Consider the following 19,127-nt stretch of genomic DNA (forward strand, 5'->3'; position numbering starts at 1 on the left):
GATAAAAAAAAGGATTTCCATACGTGAGTGTAAAATTTTTATATCAGGGTATACTGGCTAAAAAGAGGTAGATAGAATTCTAGTAGATAATCGACCTGTGAGCTAGTGATTTCCCCTCATTTCCTGTACAATAAAGGTATAAGGAAATGCATGTAAATTACAGGAAACAGGCAGGTTGATGAAATATGTCCAATCAAACAAAACCTCCAGCATATGGAGGGCAAGCAGTTGTCGAAGGTGTCATGTTTGGAGGTAAAAAGAACTATGTGACAGCGATTCGGCGTAAGGATCAGTCCATTGAGTTTTTAAAGCTTCCCCGGACTTCCAATAAACGAACCGCCTTTCTCAAGAAAATCCCTTTTGTCAGGGGTGTTGCTGCACTTGTTGAAGCAAGCGCAAATGGCAGCAAGCACTTGAACTTCTCCAGCGAGCGCTATGACTTAGATCCTTCAGAAGATCATACTCTTGAAAAAGAACAAAAAAGCTCGAAATTATCCATGATTTTCGGCATTGCTGTGATCGGAGTTCTCTCTCTTCTCTTTAGTAAATTTGTCTTTACCCTAGTACCTGTCTTTTTAGCCGAACTTGTGCGGCCCGTCTTTTCAGGGAATTTTGCACAAATCGCAGTGGAAACATTCTTTAAACTGGTCTTATTATTAGGCTATATTTACTTTATTTCCATGACCCCTTTAATTAAAAGGGTATTTCAATATCATGGCGCAGAACATAAAGTCATAAACTGCTATGAACAGAATCTTGACATCACAGTGGAAAATGTCCAAAAACAACCACGCCTTCATTATCGATGCGGTAGCAGCTTTATTTTATTCACTGTCATTGTCGGAATGTTCGTCTATTTACTCGTACCGACAGATCCTTTATGGGTGAGAGTTCTGAATCGCTTGGCGCTCATTCCAGTTGTTCTAGGCATTTCATTTGAAGTGCTTCAGCTTACGAACAAACTCCGAGAAGTGCCTGTGCTGAAAGTGCTTGGCTATCCTGGCCTTTGGCTGCAATTGCTTACAACAAAAGAACCCTCTGACGATCAAGTCGAGGTAGCCATTGCAAGTTTTAATGAACTTCTTCGTTTAGAGGAAGCGTCTCTAAAACAAGCGTCAGATTCTGCTCATCAAGTGATCTAACTTATAAATCCGGTAAATTCCTTCGGAGGTGGACAGTTATGAATCGCCGAGTACATCCTGCTTTTACCATTATTTTCGCTTTAGGTGTTTTGGGATTTGTGTATTTACTCACAACGAATCCAGGCAGACTTTTTACAATGCTGCTATCAGTTGTGATCATTGGAGCGGTTATGTTTTTCCTATTTAGATGGCTGATGAATCGAAGAACTGGAACAGAGGGCAATCTTTATCGTAAAGCAGTCAAACAATCAAAGCGTCGCTACCAGCAGCCTAAACCAAAAACGAAAAGCCAGATGAAAAATCGGGTCACTCATTTGCGAAGCGTGCCGACTGACCACAAGTCTAAGCCCGTCCTTCTCAAAAAGAAAAGCCAAACACAGTTAACTGTGATTGAAGGCAAGAAAAACAAAAAGAAGAATCGCGCTTTGTTTTAAAATGTCCAGCTTTTTAAAAATTGCTCGGCCTTCTGTCTGCCTAGATCGACGAGCGCCTTTTTCTTTTCTGCCATTAGCTGAAAATCAGTGGCAATGACGTGTTCTACAGGAATAAAAATAACATGACGTTCGTGTTTTGTGGCAATGTGTCTTTCGTCATGAGCACCACGCATCGTTTCAAAAAGAGCGCCAAACAGTTCAAACGCATTGCGGATGGAGTGTTGAGGGCGTTCTTTTTCGTTTGGGGTTAATGTGACACCGACGAATGGTCTTTTTTTCTCTTCGGCAAACAACCAAATTGGAAAATTGCTCAGCACGCCTCCATCCACAATGGTACAAATGCCTTTTGATGACTTTAGTTTGACTGGCTCGAAAAAATACGGCAGACTGCAGCTCATCCGGATTGCCCTGGCAACAGAAAAGCGCTCTGGATTTAAGCCGTATGAAGGAAGGTCGTCTGGCAAAACGAGAATTTTCCCATTTGTTAAATCAGAGGCAACAATTTTCAGCGAATCTTTTTTGAGATCCCCAAATACGGTGACCCCCTTTCGTTTCAGCACATCTGTCAGCCATTTTTCCAGCCGGTCCCCTTTGTAAAGACCGAGGCGCCAGTAAATGGAGATCCACCGGAGCATTTTGAACGGAATGAATTGACATCTCCTATCAAGCAAGTGATGTTCATCCATTTCATCTAACAGCTCCCGCATCTCCTGACTCGTAAAACCTGCCGCGATGAGTGAAGCAATGATCGCTCCAGCACTTGTACCAGCAAGGCGGACAAACTGATATCCTCTCGCTTCAAGCGCTTCATAGGCACCCGCAAGTGCTGCCCCTTTAATGCCTCCACCTGAGAACACACCATCTATCTTCATCAAGGAGCCCCCTTTGATATCACGCTATTAATAGTGTAAGAGCATATGCTTTCAATTAGAACTTTAATCAAAAAGGACACCCATGCTGAGGGTGTCCTTTTTCTTAAGATTCTTGATTTGTTTGTTCGTTTTTCTTTTGAATCGCTTTCAGCTGAACAGATCGCTCGTCACTTTCTTCAAAGAATTGAACGAGATCGCCGATGCGGTCAATGCTGTTCCAGCTGAGATGATGTTCAATGCCTTCTACATCATCATAGATTTTCTCTTCATCTACACCAATGATTCTTAAAAATTGCTCTAGCAGTTCATGTCTGTATACGAGACGTTTTCCAATTTTTTTGCCTTTCGGGGTTAAAATTAGACCACGATACTTCTCATAAATGAGGTATTCATCTTTATCTAGCTTCTGAACCATTTTTGTTACAGAGGAGGGATGGACAGCGAGTGCTTCTGCAATATCAGAGACTCTGGCATATCCTTTTTCTTCTATCAGCATATATATTTGTTCAATGTAATCTTCCATACTAGGTGTAGTCATAAAACCCCTCCATAATGCACCTTTACTTAATAATCATAACAATTCTACACCATCGCCCATTAAAAAACAAGGAGTGTCCCCTGTCTTTAACGCTTGTAATTCCACTCGTCTGAGGCATATTTCGTTTTGGCAAGATGATGGACAAATGCTAATTCTTCATCTGTGAGCTCATAAGGCACAAGCTCAATATTTAATCCTTTTTCAAATCCTCGTTTAAACGCCACACGCGCATCGTCTATTGTACAAGTTCGGTCTGAGATTTCATTGATGGCGACCGCTTTGTTTTTAAAGCTTCTCTGCATCCGCTCTCTCACACGGTCGTTTGGATAAAGAAATAAATCAAACAGTTTGTCCTCATCAAGGTCAATTAAGATGGAGCCGTGCTGGAGGATCACTCCTTTTTGTCTTGTTTGAGCACTGCCTGCTACCTTTCTACCTTCTACGACAAGCTCATACCAGGAAGGGGCATCAAAGCATACAGACGATCTTGGATTTTTTAAGCTTTCTTTTTCTTTATCTGTACGAGGAATGGCAAAATACGCATCGAGTCCCAGTTCTTTAAAGCCCTCTAAAATGCCTTCTGAAATGACGCGGTATGCCTCTGTCACTGTCGCTGGCATTTCCGGATGTTCCTCTGATACAATCACGCTATAGGTCAGCTCCTGATCATGAAGAACCCCCCGCCCTCCAGTCGGTCTGCGGACAAATCCAAGACCATATCGCTCGACTGCTTCCATGTTGATTTCTTTTTCAACATGCTGAAAATACCCAACAGACAATGTCGCCGGATTCCATCCATAAAAACGGATAACAGGCGGGATGAGCTTCTCACTATGCCAATAAAGCAAGGCTTCATCCATTGCCATGTTAAAGGCAGGGTCTTGATTTCCTGTATCAATGAAACACCATTTCTCTTTTTGCATATAAAAATCCCTTCTCTTTTACGTAGTCAATGTTAGATGATGGTGATGGCCACCGATTTTCTCTCTTCATCAGTCTATCAAATAGGGAACGAATTGAAAATAATTCTTACCATTTATAATGACAAGTTTCTTTTGCTTTACTATAATAGTATTTGTCTAAAACGTACCATCAGACAGGCCACTGTGCTGATGCTCAAGAAGGAGTCGAGTTGTATTGTCAATGTTCAACTATATCGTCCTCTCACTTTGTGGACTTTTCGTTCTTTATTCTGTCGGCAGCTACATTTATCAGCAGCGTATTATGAAAACGCTGACGGAAGCAGAATTTATTAAAGGTTACCGCAAAGCCCAGCTCATTGATGTGAGAGAGCCAAATGAGTTTGATGGCGGACATATTTTAGGGGCAAGAAACATCCCCCTTTCCCAGCTAAAACAGCGCAAGAATGAAATTCGTCCTGACAAGCCTGTATATCTCTATTGCCAAAACAATTTGAGAAGCGGAAAAGCAGCGCAAACTTTACGTAAAAACGGCTGTCGTGAGATTTATAATTTAAAAGGCGGCTTTAAAAAATGGGGCGGCCGCATCAAAACGAAGAACTAACAAAAAAGACTCTGGGAGCATGATCCCCATGAGTCTTTTTTCTTTATCTTTCAAAAACGAGAACTGGATTTCGCGCGGCCTTTGTTTCGTCCATTCGTTTGACGACCGTCGTATGCGGCGCTTCCTGCACCACTTCTGGATTCTCTTCTGCTTCTTTGGCAATCTGAATCATCGCTTCGATGAAGGCATCAAGAGTTTCTTTTGATTCTGTTTCAGTTGGTTCAATCATGATGCATTCCTCTACATTGAGCGGGAAGTAGATCGTTGGCGGATGATAGCCAAAATCAAGTAATCGTTTGGCAATATCCAGTGTACGCACACCTAATTTTTTCTGACGTTTACCTGAAAGGACAAATTCATGCTTACAGTGCCGGTCAAATGGCAAATCGAAATGAGTGCTTAAGCGGCGCATCATATAGTTCGCATTTAACACGGCATTATCAGTTACAGCCTTTAAGCCATCTGGACCCATAGAGCGAATATACGCATATGCTCTGACGTTAATGCCGAAGTTACCATAGAACGGCTTCACGCGGCCAATTGATTCTGGTCGATCATCATCGAAATAAAAGCGTCCTTCTTTCTCCACAAGCACCGGCTTTGGCAAGTACGGAATTAAATCCTTTTTTACGCCTACAGGACCTGAACCAGGGCCTCCGCCTCCATGCGGACCTGTAAAGGTTTTATGAAGATTTAAATGAACAACGTCAAAGCCCATATCCCCTGGTCTTGCTCTGCTCAAAACGGCATTCAAGTTGGCGCCGTCATAATAAAGCTTGCCGCCAGCTCCATGAACGATTTCAGCCATTTCTAAAATATTTTCTTCAAATAGGCCGAGTGTATTCGGATTCGTCAGCATTAAAGCAGCAGTTTCTTCGTTAACAACACGGCGCAGGTCCTCTAAATCAACAAGCCCATTCTCATCAGATGCAACGGTAATGGTTTCAAATCCAGCCACTGTCGCAGATGCCGGGTTCGTTCCGTGGGCAGAATCTGGCACAATGACTTTTGTTCGCTTATGGTCCCCTCTTGCTTCATGGTACGCACGGATCATCATGAGCCCTGTCCATTCACCGTGTGCTCCTGCCGCAGGCTGTAATGTCACAGCGTCCATCCCCGTGATTTCTTCCAGATGATCACCTAGGTCATATAGCAATTCTAATGCTCCCTGCACAGTGTCTGCTTCTTGTAGTGGATGGACTTGCGCGAAGCCTGCAAGGCGTGCAACCTTTTCATTAATCTTTGGATTATATTTCATCGTACAAGAGCCAAGAGGATAAAATCCGGAATCGACCCCATGATTACGTCTTGATAAAGCTGTATAATGACGCATAATATCAAGCTCAGATACTTCTGGAAGCTCAGCATCCTCATGACGGATGTACGCCTCATCAAATAAGGACGGGATCTCCTGTTCAGGTACATCTAAATCAGGCAGACTATAACCAATTCTTCCTTCTTTGGATAATTCAAAAATAAGCGGCTGATCTTGTTTATTCATGGCGATCCCCCAATTCCTTAATGAACGTATCAATTTCTTCTTTTGTTCTTAGCTCTGTCACGGCGACAAGCATGTGATGTTGAAGCTCTGGGTAGTCTCTCCCTAAGTCATAGCCGCCGATGATTCCTTTTTTAAGTAATCGGTTATTGGCTTCTTGTACAGGTTCTTGTAATTTGATGACAAATTCATTGAAATGGGCACCTTCTACATCAGCAAGCAGTCCATATGCTTCTGCCTGCGTCTTTGCATAGTGGGCTTTTTGTACATTTTGATAGGCAATGTCTTTGATGCCTGTTTTTCCGAGTGCTGTCATGGCAACGGAAGCGGCTAATGCATTTAATGCCTGATTCGAACAAATATTAGACGTCGCTTTATCTCTTCGAATATGCTGCTCACGCGCTTGAAGGGTTAATACAAATCCACGAACACCATTTTCGTCTTCTGTCTGCCCGACTAAACGACCTGGCACTTTGCGCATTAACTTTTTCGTCACAGCAAAATATCCGCAATGCGGCCCGCCAAACGCTGCTGGAATGCCAAACGGCTGCGCATCACCAACGACAATGTCTGCTCCAAGTTTTCCTGGGGGCGTCAGTAACCCGAGTGCAAGCGGATTACTAGAGACAACGAACAGACTTTTTCCTTTATGTGCAATAGGTTCGATGTCTTTTAACGGTTCGACGACACCAAAAAAGTTTGGATATTGCACAAGAACGGCTGCTGTCTCGTCGCAGACAGCTTTTTCTAATGCTGCTAGATCCGTCTGTCCTTTTTTCGCAGGCACTTCAACAACTTCGATGTGCTGTCCTTTGGCGTATGTTTTGAGCACGGCTCTTGCTTCAGGATGAACCGTTTCAGAAACAACGACTTTTTTCTTTTTTGTATGTCCAGCAGCTAACATCGCCGCTTCAGCTAATGCTGTCCCGCCATCGTACATCGAGGAGTTAGCAAGATCCATACCCGTCAGTTCAGCAATCATTGTTTGAAATTCAAAAATGGCTTGTAATTCACCTTGTGAAATCTCCGGCTGATAAGGTGTGTATGCTGTATAAAATTCAGAACGCGATATGACATGATCCACAATGACAGGCTGGTAATGATCATATACACCGGCACCAAGAAACGATGCATAGGAAACCGTATCTTTATTCTTTGCAGCTAATCGGGATAATTCCCTTACAAGCTCTGTTTCAGATGCGGCTGGTTTAATGTGATATGTTCCTTTAAATCTCACTTTTTCTGGGATATCTGAAAAAAGCTCATCAATCGACTGGACGCCGATGACATCCAGCATTTCTTTTTGATCTTGCTCGGTTTGCGGCAAATACCTGTGCTTCATCCTCTATTCCCCCTCGTTATTTGGCTCTTTTATAAAATGGTGTTGCGACGATTTTCGCTTTTAGACGTTTTTTGCGAACTTGAACTTCTATCTCTGTTCCAAGCTGCGCCTGAGAAGATTCGATTAAAGCAAGCCCGATATTTTTCTTTAATGTTGGGGATTGTGTGCCCGTTGTGACTACCCCAATCTGCTTTTCTCCTGAAAAGACCGGATAGTCTGTGCGCGGAATCCCTTTATCTATCATTTCAATGCCGACAAGCTTTCGCTTCGGCCCTTCTTCTTTTTGCTTCTTGAGCGCTTCTTTGCCAATAAAATCGGCTTCTTTATCCGTTTTGACCGCAAAGCCAATCCCGCCTTCTAATGGAGAGATATCCTTTGTCAGCTCCTGGCCATAAAGCGGAAGTCTTGCTTCAAATCTCAAGGTGTCTCGTGCACCGAGCCCGCACGGTATTAACCCTTTTGGTGCGCCTGCTTTTAATAAAGCCGACCAAATGTGGACCGCATCTTCTGACTGGCAGTAGATTTCAAAGCCGTCTTCTCCTGTGTAGCCCGTTCTTGAAACAAGCACCTCTTTTTGAGCAACCTCAGCTTTTGATAAAAATGCAAATGGCTTGAGCGATGTCACTTCTTCATCCGCTACATCTTTCATGATGTCAGCAGCAAGAGGTCCTTGAAGGGCTAGCAAGGCGATTTGATCCGAGACATTTTGGATCAATACGTCATTCTCACCTTGGTGCTGAAGCAGCCATTCCACATCTTTTTCGATATTTGATGCATTAATGACAAGCAAATAATCGTTCTTTTCTTTTTGGTAGACGAGCAGATCATCCACTGTCCCGCCATCTTCATAGCACATGGCTGTATATAGTGCCTTACCGTCTGTCAGCTTAGACACATCATTGGTTAATAACCTTTGTAAAAAAGGAAGGGCGTCTTGACCTTTGATTTCCACCTCACCCATGTGAGACACATCAAAAAGCCCTGCTTTTTTTCGAACAGCTTCGTGCTCTTCTTTAATGGAAGAAAATTGGACAGGTAATTCCCAGCCCCCGAAGTCAATGGTTTTTGCGCCAAACGTTTCATACGCATGAAAAAGCGGTGTTCGTTTCAACATCAATCGTTTCCCCCTTTTTTCTTTCAGTGCAGATCACAAGCTGAATTTTCAGAAAAAAATCACAGCAAAAAAGGACAGAGCGCTCCCTTTTAACAAAAAGAAGTCTCTGTCCTTGCACCTGAAAGTTTACAGCACAACATCATTGTGCGTTTTCCCCTTTGGTGGTTTGCTAAAAAAACGATGAGCAAACACTCTCCAGAGTTGCGTCCGGTAAGAGTACTTTTGCCTGAGAGATTCACTGAAACGATTCAGTTTGCTCCTTCGGCGCCTGCCGGTGCTAAATAACCGCCAAGTCTCTCCCCATACCATCATCCGCTCATATTTTTCACATTTGTTGGACATACTATCAAAATGGGTGATTTATTTTCTAGATCACTTACCAACATCCTACCATTAGAAACGGATGAAGAGCAACAGAAAAATCATTAACATTTCTTAAAAAACCATTCAATATCGTTCGCTTTTATTCAAATATCTAGTCTTTTCAAGACCTCTTAAAAAATGAAGCGTTTAAATACAGAACAATTTTATCCTCACCTACTAGAAAGGCAGGCGACCACATTGAATATTCAAACGATTTTTGATCAGGATTGGGCCAGTGAATTTCAGCAGCGGCTTACAGCAGACGGCCCCTGGGCAAACTGGGAAATGTACCGTTTAGCGGCGCAGATCCAAAAAATCACAGCCATTGATTCATTTGAAGGACTGCAAGCTCCTGCCCATCTGCCTGCATTCACGCCTTTAAAACATCAGCTTGAAGTAGCCAGAAGAGTCGTAGAAGAAATGAATGGAAAAGCCATTTTAGCAGATGAAGTGGGACTTGGAAAAACCGTAGAAGCAGGACTGATTATCAAAGAATACATGATTCGTGGACTTGCCAAGAAAATTCTCATACTCGTCCCCGCCTCTCTCGTATCTCAATGGGTACAGGAGCTGCGGACAAAATTTTATATTGATGCTGTCGAACAAAAAAAGAGCTACGTATGGGAGCAGTGTGACGTCGTGGTTTCCTCCATTGATACAGCCAAAAGACAGCCGCACCGAGACACTATTTTATCCATTGCCTACGATATGGTCATTATTGATGAAGCACACAAACTGAAAAACAATAAAACGAAAAACTATGAATTTGTGAGAAATCTAAACAAGAAATTCTGCTTGCTGTTGACAGCGACGCCTATCCAAAACCGTATTGGAGAAATATTTAATCTTGTCTCCCTTCTGAAGCCAGGTCACCTAGGAAATGAACATCAGTTTAAAGATGTCTTTGCCAAAAAGGATTTACAGCTAGAAGACCATGATCGTTTAAAACAGCTTGTGAATAAAGTGATGATTCGTAACCGAAGACAAGACACAGGCATCGAGTGGACAAAGCGGCATGTCAAAACGATTTCCATTGATTTCTCTCCAACGGAACAAGCATTATATGATGAAATCTGTAAGCTGAAAGAGAACCCGTCCTATACTAAACACATGTTTTCCATCATGACTTTGGAACGGGAATGCTGTTCAAGCCGCGAGGCGGTCTATATGACAATTAAAAAAATGCAGGAAGATGAAAAACATATCCTTGGATCCTCTGCAATAGCGCAAATTATGGAGAAAATCAATCAAGTGCAGCAAAACACAAAGGCACTTGAAGTCGTCAAGCTTATTCAGCAGTTAAATGAAAAGGTCATTATTTTCACCGAATACCGCGCGACACAAATTTATTTACAATGGTTTCTTCAGCAAAATGGCATCAGCTCCGTTCCTTTTCGTGGCGGCTTTAAGCGAGGCAAGAAGGATTGGATGAAAGATTTATTTAGAGAACGGGCGCAAGTGTTAATTGCCACAGAAGCAGGCGGCGAAGGAATCAATCTTCAGTTTTGTAACCAAATCATCAACTACGATCTTCCGTGGAACCCGATGCGTCTAGAACAGCGAATTGGACGTATCCACCGCCTTGGACAAGAGCGAGATGTCCACATTTACAACATGGCAACAAACGGTACCGTTGAGGAACACATCTTAAAACTTTTATACGAAAAAATTCAATTGTTCGAAAACGTCATTGGCGATCTAGATGATATTTTAACGCGAATCGATATCAAAGATGCCGAAACAAAGCTGCATCAGATTCTCTTTCAGCACGAATCTGACGGTGACATGAAAAAGAAATTAACCCAGTTTGCTTCCTATTTAACAGAAGCCAAAACACCGCTTTTAGAAAAAAGACAGCAAGGCTCATAAAGGAGAGTTGACCAATGGAGCAGCGTGACATTCATACCTTTCTTCTCCGTTTTTTTCAGGCAAATCAATGCGACATACTAGAAGAAAGTACAGGACATATGACCGTACAACTGACCATCGAGATGGACAAATTAATTATGAACCGCCCTTTTTATTGGCACTGGCTTGAAAAAACTGGTGGAGTTCCGGAGCCGCGGCAATTGACCCTCATCACCGATCAAAAAAAAGTGGATGATACCATTGAGGGTGAATTTATCCACTTTGGCTCCCCTCGTTTATTTCAAATTTTTGAAGCTGTCAAACAGCAGGGCCGATTTATCCGTCTCTATGAACGAGTCACTCCGCTCATGAAGAACCAAATCGCACTCGAGCCTTGGCTTGGTCTCAATGTGAAAATTTCTTATCTCGCAGATCGAAAGAAGGATAAGCTATTGTCACTAGGACTTCATCTAATACGCGGAGAAGTCGTTGAACAATTTCAAGAAAAGCTGGAAACCCGTGAGCTGTCATCTCAAATTCCCGATTATTGCTTTACGATGAGTACAATGATCAAGCCAGAAAGCGGAGTCAAACGGCTCTACAGTTTAATGGAGCATTACGCCCATGAAGAACCAGATGATTGGGCGGTAAGAGCTGTTCAAAAATGGAAAGAAGACACTGAACTTTTAAACCAATTTTATGAAGGGACTTCAGACACGTCTGTAGAATATGAAATAGAAAGACAAGCACTCAAAACTTTATATGAACCAAAAATCAGTCTTACGATTGAAAATGGCGGACTTTTTTACTTACAGCAAAAAAGAGGAGGTTGACCTATAGGTCCCCTCCCTTTCATGTGACGAACAATTTTCGATCAGCCAAAAGCAACGTTTGTCTGTTTGTATTGGGCGGAAAAATGACGCAAGCAAACTATGAGGTCTTACCACCTGTGTCTTTCCATTTCATGCGTTAAGTGCCTGAAATACATGATTCAGTATTTTAGGAGGGTATTTGTATGGAAAAGAAAACGAACATATTAGACAGTGAATGGGTTCAATTATTACTTGAAGCTCGTAAAGCAGGGCTAACAGTTGAAGAAGTCCGTCAATTCCTCAAATCAAGTGAAAAGTCCTCTGAGTCTCACCCTCTGGTAAGAAGTCATTCTATCAAACCTTTCTGAATGTGCTATAATATCGAAAGGAAGGTGATGACATTGATTGGCCAGCGTATTAAACAATACCGCAATGAAAAAGGCTACTCACTATCAGAACTGGCCGAAAAGGCTGGGGTAGCGAAGTCTTATTTAAGCTCAATAGAAAGAAACTTGCAAACAAACCCCTCCATTCAATTTCTTGAAAAAGTCTCCGCTGTTCTGGACGTCTCGGTTCATACACTGTTACACGAAAAAGATGAAACCGAATACGATGGTCAATTAGATAGTGAATGGGAAAAACTAGTTCGAGATGCAATGACATCAGGGGTTTCGAAAAAGCAATTTCGTGAATTTTTAGATTATCAAATCTGGAGAAAAAAGCAAGAAGAGGAGTAAAGCGCACATTTTAGCGCATACTCCTCCAATTGCTATGCAGAACTTGATATCAGTCTAAAGACTGGCTTTATTTTTTATCTTCGCTGTGTGCTTTTTCGTTTTCTTTCACGTAGCCTTTTTCATCCGTATGCTTTTTGGGATTGATCGTTAAACCATTCCACTGAGTCGCTTCGAAGGAAAGATCAATTTGAATCGCATCGCCTTGGTATTTATTTTGGATATAGTGACCGGCTTTATCCTTCGTCTGGTCATTGACAAATTCAATGATCATTTCCATTTTATCGTAATCAAACGGGTTCTTTGGTATGCCGTCATACTCTGGAGCCACTGTTCCATCAACAGTTGCTACATTAATCTTCCCACTTTCATGTAAAAACTTCTCATCGACGGCATGACGAAGCTTTTCAAATGCGGTCTGATCCTGTTTTGCCGTTAGTTGATGCAAGTCAAGCAGGTTTGCAGCGTCTAAGATAATATTTTTCGGATAACCATTTCCACCTTCGGCTCCAACCGTCAGAACACTCACCTGAAACTGGCTAAGAAATTCTTCAGCTGTATTCTTACCGCCATTTTTCGCGGAAGCTCCATCTTGAAACTGGCTGTAATCAAGACTCATCAGCACTTGATTGATCGCAAGTGATCCTTTATTTTCAAAATTAAATTCTTTCTTGATGCGATCACCAGGTTTTAAGTTTGAAAGGTTGATGGCGCCGGAGTTCTCTTTTGCAGATAAATCCAGCTCTCCTGTCGAATAGACCGCATTTGCCGTTTCTACATCGTTAAACGCCGCCCATGTCCCCCCACCGATTAATGCCAGGCCTAAAGCCCCTGATAATACACCTAAACGAATTGATCTTTTCTTTGCCATGAATGAACCCCCTATTGAATTGTTTTATTGAAACCTAATTAGGTTACAAACGAAAATTTAAGCTTGTTCCTCTGACATCTGTAAATCAGCCGTGTGTCTTCGGTGTTTTGCAGCTCCCACAAAATGAAGAGTTGAATAAACGAGCAGCATCACACCTGGTATAATGAGTAGCAACGCGGTTCCAGCCGAGGTCCCTGCATACGAAAGAAGCGTTCCTGCATAAGGAATGTTCACACCCGTATACTGCGCAGTCACCTGATCCGCTTTTACTAGCGTGCCGTCCTGATACATATTGTTGTCACCTTTCGTCTCAAAGGCTTTATTTGCTCCCTTTCCTTTCACTCCAACAATTCGGTGGGTCACATAAGACTGGTCCTGCTTCGTTTGAAACGTGATAATATCTCCTTTTTTTAGCGCCTCCGGTGAAGTCACTTCTTTTACGACAATGAGTGAGCCAGTCGTAAATTCTGGTTCCATTGAGCCAGATAATACTTGTTTGAATTGATAACCGAAAATTTGAGGATCTCCCCCAGTAGTTCTTGATGACAATACGACAATAATACTTGCAATCATCACCGTGAACACCACTACATAAAGAATACTTCCAGACATCTTCATCCATTTTTTCATGATCTCTTCTCCCCTTCGCCTATCATTGTTTCATTTCAAAGACAGCTCCATTTAGGATGCCTTTTCTTGACACTTTGCGAGCTGCATTGGTTTAGACCATATAAATGTTTCTTCAGATCCTTCAAAACCTTTAGGATAATAGATTTTGAACGCATAGATTCCATTCGTTTTTGCTTTATCTGTCGTGACAGTCGTTGTTTCTTGTGAAAGAAGGGACTGTATAGAGCCTTTTTCAAGAATATGACCATCTTGTAACGGCTCCTCACTTTTCACTTTATGTAATTCCCATTTCCATTCAGAGTGTGCAATAGGCTGTCCACTATTTTTTAATGTCATGCTCAAGCTTTGAGGTGCGCAGACTGTTCCTTTGATCATCGTTTGATCGATGAGTTCCAAATGACTTCTATCCCATTTGGTAGGTTGACAATGCTGGTCCGTCTGTTCAAAATTTTCGCATGTTTTCATGACGAAGTTTGAGTGCTCAACATCGTTAAAAGAAGCGTTCGTTGGTGTGATCAAGAGAGACGTGAAAATCAAACAAATGGCACAAAAGAGTACAAAGAGCGACTGTTTCATTCATTCTCCAACTCCTTGAACGATTGTTCTTTAAAAAGAACGATTACATACAGTATAAGGAAATACCTATAAAACCCAAAACGTCAAATTAGTCCATTTTGTTCTTAAACAAGAACCATTACGAGAAATTTCTTCCATTTTCTCGTTCTTTCGCCGTATTCAACATTTTTTTGTGTGACATTTGTACTTCTTAAAAATTTACATAAAAGTGCAGCATTTGGTCAGAATAATAACAGGTGAGGTGATGATAAGTGAAATACGGAAAGATGATAATTATGCTCGGTTTACTGTTGGGTCCTATGATTCAAGACGCCAATCCTGCGGATGCGAAAGGGTTCACTGCCGCAGCAGATCAATGGGAAACACGGGCAGTCAAAGAAGCAAAGAAACGATATCCGCTAACGCAAGTCTTATTCAAACAAAAAGTATGGGACCGTCATCGTGAGAAAGAATCTGTAAAACAGTATCATATTACGTTAAAAGACCACACCAAAGAATTTGGGGTATATGTCACTATTTCTTATAACCCTTACTCAAACAAGGTCAATAAAGTGATTGTTGTGGAAGAGTATAGCTAAAGAGGCATAAAAAAACCGCCTGCTGGCGGCTTTTTACTTTTGACGATGTCGTTTACGTTTTTTTAGCATCATTGAAAATCCAAACGGCAAAACCCCAAATAAACGCTGTGAAAATGGCGGTTTCGTTTGCAATTTCTCTTGTTTATGTTCCTTCCGTTCGTCTCGCGGTGTATTCATATATTTAATGATTTCCTGTGTCATATATTTTACATAGTCATTGGTTTTCAAGCACATTCACCTCTTCTTTCTTCAAGTGTTACCAGGAAGAGGATCATTTTATACACTGGCTATTCAGGGTTTGTCCATTTCATAATTTCATGGGTCTTCCAATTTAGCACGAGTTCCCGCTCATCTGATAAACCATCCTTTGTTTTCACACTGACTAACATGTGGATACGCTTTTTCTTTTGATCACATGTCATCTGCCTTAAAGTCACGCGACCTTCTTCCGTGTGAATATGAGTTTGCTGCTTTTCACACAAATGATGTATTGGACGGATAGCTTCACTCACCCCCACCCTGAAAAGCTGCTGTTTTTTATAAAAAGAAATCGTCAGCTCTGCACTTCTCAGCTCTTTTTGAAACCCCATCGTCATCGCCCCTAGGATCAAGAGAAAAAATAGAATTGCAGCCAGTACATGCAGATAGATAAATCCTCCCTCTCTTTTCACGATGTAGGAACCACCCCTTTATATATGAAAAAAACAGCTTCATACACCTTACCAGATTCATCTGTGACTTTAAGGATAGCTCTATGCTGATTTGTTCTTACGCGACATTCTTTCACCTTTTGTAATAAAGGAAGATGACCAGCTTGATCCATTCGTTTTCGAAGCATTTCTTGATATGGTTCAATCGTTACGACTCGCCCTTGATCAGATACATATTCTAACGCTTTACCTCCCTGCACCGATCGAATAGCCGTTGCTCGGCTTAATTCTTCATCTAATTGCAGGACAGTCTGTTTCCACTCCATTAGTGAAAATCGGTTCATCTCTTCAAAAGGATGAGCTTTCGAAGCTGTTGAAAAGAGCGGTACACAGCCAAAAGAAAGGAACAAAAATAGCTGCAATTGCCACAGAGCCTGGACAAGCGTAAAACCTTGTTCACCGTTCAGCAGCCTGGTGAAAACATATGGTCTGCTTTTTGTGTAAGTTGTATGATACACATCCCTTCTCTTTACTCCAATTGAATGCATATGTGATGTCGCCTCGCTTTTTTTTGACAGAGGATTTTGTACCCTTTATGAACGATTCATTCATCTGTTCATGCAAAATTTGGTAAGCTTCAAGTTTGGCTCTTACTTCATTTTTCCCTATCATGATTTTTTCATAGGATGGCATGAGAACAAGGACTGCAAATAGGAAGATATGACAAGCAAACAGCGTTTCAACCGTACTAAACCCCCTATTGCTTTTGAACATGGATTCGCCCGCTTCCTAAATAGATCGTGAGCTTATACGTTTGGCTGCCAAATTGAATAATGAGAGACCCGCCGCTGCTTGGATGTCCGTTTACATTAAAATAGATACCTTGTGTAAATGTTGAAGCCTTAATACTTCCCTTTTGTTGCTGAAAAGAAGCAATTACTTCGCCATCTTTTTGATCAATTACTTGATACGATACATGTGGTAGATGCAATTCCACATACACACGTGTTTTTTTGACAAATGCAGTATAAGCAGCTAATTGAAAATCTTGTTTCATGATGTTCACTTGTCTTTTGGCTTCAGCACCTTCTATTACATTTGGGATTTTTACCCCTATGATCGACAATAGAGTCGATAGAACCAGTAAGATCATAAGCTGTTCTATGAGGGTAAAACCCTTTTCATGAAAAACTAATTTATTCATGTTTCACATGCCCGTTTTGAATAACAATCGCTTTTCCATTAGGACACGTTAATCCCTTTTTGACATAGCCTTCTTTTTCTAATTCAGCTAAAGATGGTGTCTTGCCATCGTGCTCTAATTCATATGCCATCACCTGTGTGTTCACCATTGATTTAAGCCCTTCACAGCCCTTTGCTTGAATCGTTTGATGGTGACGAGTGATATTCGGAATGGTAATAAGTAAAAGAATCGAAATCACAAGCATGACAATTAACATTTCTAACAGAGTAAATCCTTTATCATTCAATGTCTTTGTCCTCCTTCTTACACTTGCTCCATCAGTTGATACATTGGTAAAAGAATAGATAAATACACAACGAGTATTAGAATTGCCGTCAGACCATAGATAACCGGCTGCAGCCACGACATCCATTTTTCAATTTTTAGCTCTGCATTCTCTAATAGAAATTGGCTGTACGTGTACATTTCTCTTGCAAGCATCCCGCTCGCTTCACCATGCTCGATGACGGCAGCAAAATGTTTTTCAAAAAAGGGAGACAGGCTCACTTGATATGCCATGCTCTCTCCTTTTCTTAACTCTTCAATCATCTGTACTGATATTTCTTGAAGAAAGGGTAAGTAGCTTTGCTGCTTAAAAGCTAGTAAGCTCTCGTACATCGATAATCCAGCCTGAAGCAGTCCGCTTAACTGTAGAGAGAAAAGGTACGTATGCATGAGCCTCATTCCTTTATATAAAGAAGGAAACTTGCTGATCACCCTCAGCTTCTCAAGGGTAGATTTTTTCCTAAAAAAGAAGGTATAGTATCCAGTCAGACAAATACACGCACAGCCGATGAGAAGGAGAGATACATGCAGTATTTGGAAAAATCCAAACATACCTTGAATCAGCCATGACATTCGGGTATCCATCGAGGAGTACAAGAGAGAAAATTGAGGAATGATCATTTGCTGAACAAGTATGAGCACGATCAAAACCGTAAAGATGAGGAAAATCGGGTAACGTAACATGCGTTTAAACGTGTCTGTCTGTTTGATTTTTTTCTCTAAAAACCGTGCGCTTTGTTCAAGTGCTGTTGCTAGACTGCCATGCTTTTCGGAGAAACTTAAAATGGCGATGACTTCCCGCTGAAATTGGAGTCTTTCTAGCACCACATAAAAAGGCTCCCCTTCGAGCAGCCACTGAATGCCCGGTGTTAATTGTTGCTGCTGTTTATTCGACAACTGAATATTTACCATTGTTAATGCCTCAATCAATGTATATCCAGCCTGAATCAATTGAGAAAGTTTTGATAGACATTCCGCTTGATCCTTTTTAGACCACGCTTTAGAGGCTTGCTTCTTCATAAACCCAGCGATGATAGGTATTTTTCGATAAATAGCCAAGTGCCACTCCTTTACGAATTAATCTTTGCAGTGTTTCATATGACGAGTGAGCATATTCTCCTTTCGCCTCCTTGATACACTCACCAAGCTCTTTTCCGAACAGCAGTTCAAATACATTTGTTCGCCTGACTGGTCGATTTAATTTACAGTAAAGCTGACATATTTCTCCGCAAAAAGGACAGGTGAGCTCGATTAATCGCTGCGCAGCAATCGCAACCATTGTTTGTTCAAGTTCATTCATTGTGACACCAAATTCAAGCATACGATAAAGAGCTCCTTTTGCATTTTTCGCATGGAGTGTACTCATCACTAAATGGCCAGTTAGCGCTGCTCTAATTGCCGTTCGTGCCGTTTCAGCATCTCTTATTTCTCCTAGCACAATCATATCTGGATCATGTCTTAAAATAGCGCGTAATCCTGCGGCATATGTGATGCCGGCTTTTTCATTTACTTGAACCTGTAACACTTCTTCATTTCTTGTTTCTACTGGGTCTTCAAGTGTAATAATATTTCGGTTGAAATTCTTTTTTGCAAACTGGATCAATGAATAGAGGGTTGTTGTTTTCCCTGAATTGGTTGGACCGGTAAATAAAATCAGCCCATGCGAATGATTCAAAAACGATAATAATTTGGTGGAGGCTTTCGGAAATAGTGACAGATGTTTTATTTTCGGAACATGATCCTGCGGCAATATTCTAATCACTAAACTCTCATTATTTACAGTTGGTAAGGTAGACATTCGAATAAACACCTGGCCTCTTCTTAGCATCACAGCTAGTGACCCATTTTGAGGTCTCCTTTTTTCCCCAATATCCATAGAAAATAAAAATTTAAAATGAGCAATGAGTCGCTCGCCACTTTTTTTATCAATAGTTCTTTGCTGAATTAAATCTGAGTCTACGCGGAAAGATACCGTCGCTTCCTTTTCTTTTGGAACAATGTGCACATCAGATGCTCTCATGCGGCATGCTTCTTCTAGCAGCTCTTGTCCCAAATTTTCAATCCCATACAAAT

The 19,127-nt window shown here is 41.5% G+C and carries 25 protein-coding genes and 2 riboswitches; of the genes, 8 read left to right on the forward strand and 17 right to left on the reverse strand.

Annotated features, from left to right (window positions below):
• Window positions 1–185: 185 nt before the first annotated feature.
• Window positions 186–1,142 (forward strand): DUF1385 domain-containing protein, encoded by a 957-nt coding sequence (locus MHI35_RS11135; RefSeq protein ID WP_335349184.1) that lies wholly within the window; start codon window positions 186–188, stop codon window positions 1,140–1,142.
• Window positions 1,143–1,180: 38 nt separating this feature from the next.
• Window positions 1,181–1,576 (forward strand): SA1362 family protein, encoded by a 396-nt coding sequence (locus MHI35_RS11140; RefSeq protein WP_003215754.1) that lies wholly within the window; start codon window positions 1,181–1,183, stop codon window positions 1,574–1,576.
• Here the strand turns inward: MHI35_RS11140 and MHI35_RS11145 are convergent.
• From MHI35_RS11145 to MHI35_RS11155, 3 genes are all read right to left on the reverse strand, one after another.
• Window positions 1,573–2,448 carry a patatin-like phospholipase family protein gene (locus MHI35_RS11145; RefSeq protein ID WP_144522032.1) on the reverse strand — a complete coding sequence of 292 codons (876 nt, stop codon included), beginning with the start codon at window positions 2,446–2,448 and terminating at the stop codon, window positions 1,573–1,575. The genes MHI35_RS11140 and MHI35_RS11145 overlap by 4 nt on opposite strands.
• A 103-nt stretch (window positions 2,449–2,551) precedes the next feature.
• Window positions 2,552–2,986 carry a transcriptional regulator MntR gene (gene mntR / locus MHI35_RS11150; RefSeq protein ID WP_012010548.1) on the reverse strand — a complete coding sequence of 145 codons (435 nt, stop codon included), beginning with the start codon at window positions 2,984–2,986 and terminating at the stop codon, window positions 2,552–2,554.
• A gap of 86 nt (window positions 2,987–3,072) precedes the next feature.
• A complete protein-coding gene (locus MHI35_RS11155; protein WP_003216009.1) occupies window positions 3,073–3,909 on the reverse strand; it encodes a lipoate--protein ligase family protein in 837 nt (278 codons plus the stop codon).
• 220 nt (window positions 3,910–4,129) lie between these two features.
• Between MHI35_RS11155 and MHI35_RS11160 the strand changes: the two genes are divergently transcribed.
• Complete coding sequence (locus tag MHI35_RS11160) at window positions 4,130–4,510, forward strand: rhodanese-like domain-containing protein (RefSeq protein WP_041816283.1); 381 nt, start codon at window positions 4,130–4,132, stop codon at window positions 4,508–4,510.
• Window positions 4,511–4,553: 43 nt separating this feature from the next.
• Here the strand turns inward: MHI35_RS11160 and gcvPB are convergent, their stop codons facing one another.
• The 3 genes from gcvPB to gcvT are packed head-to-tail and all read right to left on the reverse strand — an operon-like array spanning window position 4,554 to window position 8,464.
• Window positions 4,554–6,011, reverse strand: coding sequence for an aminomethyl-transferring glycine dehydrogenase subunit GcvPB (gcvPB, locus tag MHI35_RS11165; protein WP_335349183.1), 1,458 nt, complete (start codon window positions 6,009–6,011; stop codon window positions 4,554–4,556).
• Window positions 6,004–7,350, reverse strand: coding sequence for an aminomethyl-transferring glycine dehydrogenase subunit GcvPA (gcvPA, locus tag MHI35_RS11170; protein WP_335349182.1), 1,347 nt, complete (start codon window positions 7,348–7,350; stop codon window positions 6,004–6,006). The genes gcvPB and gcvPA overlap by 8 nt, the downstream gene beginning before the upstream one ends.
• A gap of 16 nt (window positions 7,351–7,366) precedes the next feature.
• On the reverse strand, window positions 7,367–8,464 hold the full coding sequence (gene gcvT, locus MHI35_RS11175; protein ID WP_144522038.1) for a glycine cleavage system aminomethyltransferase GcvT: 1,098 nt from the start codon (window positions 8,462–8,464) through the stop codon (window positions 7,367–7,369).
• A 104-nt stretch (window positions 8,465–8,568) separates the two neighbouring features.
• Window positions 8,569–8,665: riboswitch (glycine riboswitch) on the reverse strand.
• A 3-nt stretch (window positions 8,666–8,668) separates the two neighbouring features.
• Window positions 8,669–8,776, reverse strand: a riboswitch (glycine riboswitch).
• Window positions 8,777–9,025: 249 nt separating this feature from the next.
• Here gcvT and MHI35_RS11180 point away from each other — a divergent pair.
• The 4 genes from MHI35_RS11180 (at window position 9,026) to sinR (ending at window position 12,224) form a co-directional block, all read left to right on the forward strand.
• Window positions 9,026–10,696 carry a DEAD/DEAH box helicase gene (locus tag MHI35_RS11180; protein WP_335349190.1) on the forward strand — a complete coding sequence of 557 codons (1,671 nt, stop codon included), beginning with the start codon at window positions 9,026–9,028 and terminating at the stop codon, window positions 10,694–10,696.
• Between the two features lie 14 nt (window positions 10,697–10,710).
• Window positions 10,711–11,508: a YqhG family protein gene (locus MHI35_RS11185; protein WP_224925732.1), complete on the forward strand. Its 798-nt coding sequence runs from the start codon at window positions 10,711–10,713 to the stop codon at window positions 11,506–11,508.
• 182 nt (window positions 11,509–11,690) lie between these two features.
• Window positions 11,691–11,855: an anti-repressor SinI family protein gene (locus tag MHI35_RS11190; protein ID WP_003217357.1), complete on the forward strand. Its 165-nt coding sequence runs from the start codon at window positions 11,691–11,693 to the stop codon at window positions 11,853–11,855.
• Window positions 11,856–11,888: 33 nt separating this feature from the next.
• Window positions 11,889–12,224 carry a transcriptional regulator SinR gene (sinR, locus tag MHI35_RS11195; RefSeq protein WP_012010555.1) on the forward strand — a complete coding sequence of 112 codons (336 nt, stop codon included), beginning with the start codon at window positions 11,889–11,891 and terminating at the stop codon, window positions 12,222–12,224.
• 67 nt (window positions 12,225–12,291) lie between these two features.
• Here the strand turns inward: sinR and tasA are convergent, their stop codons facing one another.
• Genes tasA through tapA form a run of 3 tightly spaced genes read right to left on the reverse strand, consistent with a single transcriptional unit; the run spans window position 12,292 to window position 14,298 of the window.
• Window positions 12,292–13,092 carry a biofilm matrix protein TasA gene (tasA, locus tag MHI35_RS11200; protein WP_144462730.1) on the reverse strand — a complete coding sequence of 267 codons (801 nt, stop codon included), beginning with the start codon at window positions 13,090–13,092 and terminating at the stop codon, window positions 12,292–12,294.
• A 57-nt stretch (window positions 13,093–13,149) separates the two neighbouring features.
• Window positions 13,150–13,722 (reverse strand): signal peptidase I SipW, encoded by a 573-nt coding sequence (gene sipW / locus MHI35_RS11205; RefSeq protein ID WP_211064171.1) that lies wholly within the window; start codon window positions 13,720–13,722, stop codon window positions 13,150–13,152.
• 51 nt (window positions 13,723–13,773) lie between these two features.
• Window positions 13,774–14,298 carry an amyloid fiber anchoring/assembly protein TapA gene (gene tapA / locus MHI35_RS11210; RefSeq protein WP_211064170.1) on the reverse strand — a complete coding sequence of 175 codons (525 nt, stop codon included), beginning with the start codon at window positions 14,296–14,298 and terminating at the stop codon, window positions 13,774–13,776.
• Window positions 14,299–14,597: 299 nt separating this feature from the next.
• Between tapA and MHI35_RS11215 the strand changes: the two genes are divergently transcribed.
• On the forward strand, window positions 14,598–14,876 hold the full coding sequence (locus MHI35_RS11215; RefSeq protein WP_249407469.1) for a DUF3889 domain-containing protein: 279 nt from the start codon (window positions 14,598–14,600) through the stop codon (window positions 14,874–14,876).
• A 33-nt stretch (window positions 14,877–14,909) separates the two neighbouring features.
• Here the strand turns inward: MHI35_RS11215 and MHI35_RS11220 are convergent, their stop codons facing one another.
• From MHI35_RS11220 to comGA, 8 genes are read right to left on the reverse strand one after another with little or no spacing between them, the layout of a single operon-like run.
• Window positions 14,910–15,104, reverse strand: coding sequence for a YqzE family protein (locus MHI35_RS11220; protein WP_012010560.1), 195 nt, complete (start codon window positions 15,102–15,104; stop codon window positions 14,910–14,912).
• A gap of 59 nt (window positions 15,105–15,163) precedes the next feature.
• A complete protein-coding gene (locus tag MHI35_RS11225; RefSeq protein ID WP_144522046.1) occupies window positions 15,164–15,547 on the reverse strand; it encodes a competence type IV pilus minor pilin ComGG in 384 nt (127 codons plus the stop codon).
• Complete coding sequence (comGF, locus tag MHI35_RS11230) at window positions 15,544–16,074, reverse strand: competence type IV pilus minor pilin ComGF (RefSeq protein WP_249407460.1); 531 nt, start codon at window positions 16,072–16,074, stop codon at window positions 15,544–15,546. The genes MHI35_RS11225 and comGF overlap by 4 nt, the downstream gene beginning before the upstream one ends.
• The gene (comGE, locus tag MHI35_RS11235; RefSeq protein WP_144522050.1) at window positions 15,983–16,300 is read right to left on the reverse strand and encodes a competence type IV pilus minor pilin ComGE; all 318 of its coding nucleotides are present in this window, start codon (window positions 16,298–16,300) and stop codon (window positions 15,983–15,985) included. Before comGE ends, comGF begins: the two co-directional genes overlap by 92 nt.
• A complete protein-coding gene (gene comGD / locus MHI35_RS11240; protein ID WP_144522052.1) occupies window positions 16,284–16,730 on the reverse strand; it encodes a competence type IV pilus minor pilin ComGD in 447 nt (148 codons plus the stop codon). Before comGD ends, comGE begins: the two co-directional genes overlap by 17 nt.
• Complete coding sequence (gene comGC, locus MHI35_RS11245; RefSeq protein ID WP_144522054.1) at window positions 16,723–17,016, reverse strand: competence type IV pilus major pilin ComGC; 294 nt, start codon at window positions 17,014–17,016, stop codon at window positions 16,723–16,725. Before comGC ends, comGD begins: the two co-directional genes overlap by 8 nt.
• Before the next feature lie 17 nt (window positions 17,017–17,033).
• Window positions 17,034–18,113 (reverse strand): competence type IV pilus assembly protein ComGB, encoded by a 1,080-nt coding sequence (gene comGB, locus MHI35_RS11250; RefSeq protein WP_249407457.1) that lies wholly within the window; start codon window positions 18,111–18,113, stop codon window positions 17,034–17,036.
• Window positions 18,055–19,125: a competence type IV pilus ATPase ComGA gene (gene comGA, locus MHI35_RS11255; RefSeq protein ID WP_340992143.1), complete on the reverse strand. Its 1,071-nt coding sequence runs from the start codon at window positions 19,123–19,125 to the stop codon at window positions 18,055–18,057. Before comGA ends, comGB begins: the two co-directional genes overlap by 59 nt.
• Window positions 19,126–19,127: the final 2 nt, after the last annotated feature.

It is taken from the genome of Bacillus sp. FSL K6-3459, from assembly GCF_038003305.1.
GTDB lineage: Bacteria > Bacillota > Bacilli > Bacillales > Bacillaceae > Bacillus > Bacillus pumilus_O.

Excerpts from the sequence above, each read along its gene's own strand:
- sipW (WP_211064171.1), bottom strand. The coding sequence starts at position 13,722 with ATGAAAAAATGGATGAAGATGTCTGGAAGTATTCTTTATGTAGTGGTG.
- comGE (WP_144522050.1), bottom strand. The coding sequence starts at position 16,300 with ATGTTCAAAAGCAATAGGGGGTTTAGTACGGTTGAAACGCTGTTTGCT.
- MHI35_RS11185 (WP_224925732.1), top strand. The coding sequence starts at position 10,711 with ATGGAGCAGCGTGACATTCATACCTTTCTTCTCCGTTTTTTTCAGGCA.
- MHI35_RS11140 (WP_003215754.1), top strand. The coding sequence starts at position 1,181 with ATGAATCGCCGAGTACATCCTGCTTTTACCATTATTTTCGCTTTAGGT.
- gcvPA (WP_335349182.1), bottom strand. The coding sequence starts at position 7,350 with ATGAAGCACAGGTATTTGCCGCAAACCGAGCAAGATCAAAAAGAAATG.
- tasA (WP_144462730.1), bottom strand. The coding sequence starts at position 13,092 with ATGGCAAAGAAAAGATCAATTCGTTTAGGTGTATTATCAGGGGCTTTA.
- gcvPB (WP_335349183.1), bottom strand. The coding sequence starts at position 6,011 with ATGAATAAACAAGATCAGCCGCTTATTTTTGAATTATCCAAAGAAGGA.
- MHI35_RS11135 (WP_335349184.1), top strand. The coding sequence starts at position 186 with ATGTCCAATCAAACAAAACCTCCAGCATATGGAGGGCAAGCAGTTGTC.
- tapA (WP_211064170.1), bottom strand. The coding sequence starts at position 14,298 with ATGAAACAGTCGCTCTTTGTACTCTTTTGTGCCATTTGTTTGATTTTC.
- comGD (WP_144522052.1), bottom strand. The coding sequence starts at position 16,730 with ATGAATAAATTAGTTTTTCATGAAAAGGGTTTTACCCTCATAGAACAG.
- MHI35_RS11215 (WP_249407469.1), top strand. The coding sequence starts at position 14,598 with ATGATTCAAGACGCCAATCCTGCGGATGCGAAAGGGTTCACTGCCGCA.
- MHI35_RS11145 (WP_144522032.1), bottom strand. The coding sequence starts at position 2,448 with ATGAAGATAGATGGTGTGTTCTCAGGTGGAGGCATTAAAGGGGCAGCA.
- mntR (WP_012010548.1), bottom strand. The coding sequence starts at position 2,986 with ATGACTACACCTAGTATGGAAGATTACATTGAACAAATATATATGCTG.
- comGF (WP_249407460.1), bottom strand. The coding sequence starts at position 16,074 with ATGCATTCAATTGGAGTAAAGAGAAGGGATGTGTATCATACAACTTAC.
- MHI35_RS11160 (WP_041816283.1), top strand. The coding sequence starts at position 4,130 with ATGTTCAACTATATCGTCCTCTCACTTTGTGGACTTTTCGTTCTTTAT.
- gcvT (WP_144522038.1), bottom strand. The coding sequence starts at position 8,464 with ATGTTGAAACGAACACCGCTTTTTCATGCGTATGAAACGTTTGGCGCA.
- MHI35_RS11190 (WP_003217357.1), top strand. The coding sequence starts at position 11,691 with ATGGAAAAGAAAACGAACATATTAGACAGTGAATGGGTTCAATTATTA.
- MHI35_RS11155 (WP_003216009.1), bottom strand. The coding sequence starts at position 3,909 with ATGCAAAAAGAGAAATGGTGTTTCATTGATACAGGAAATCAAGACCCT.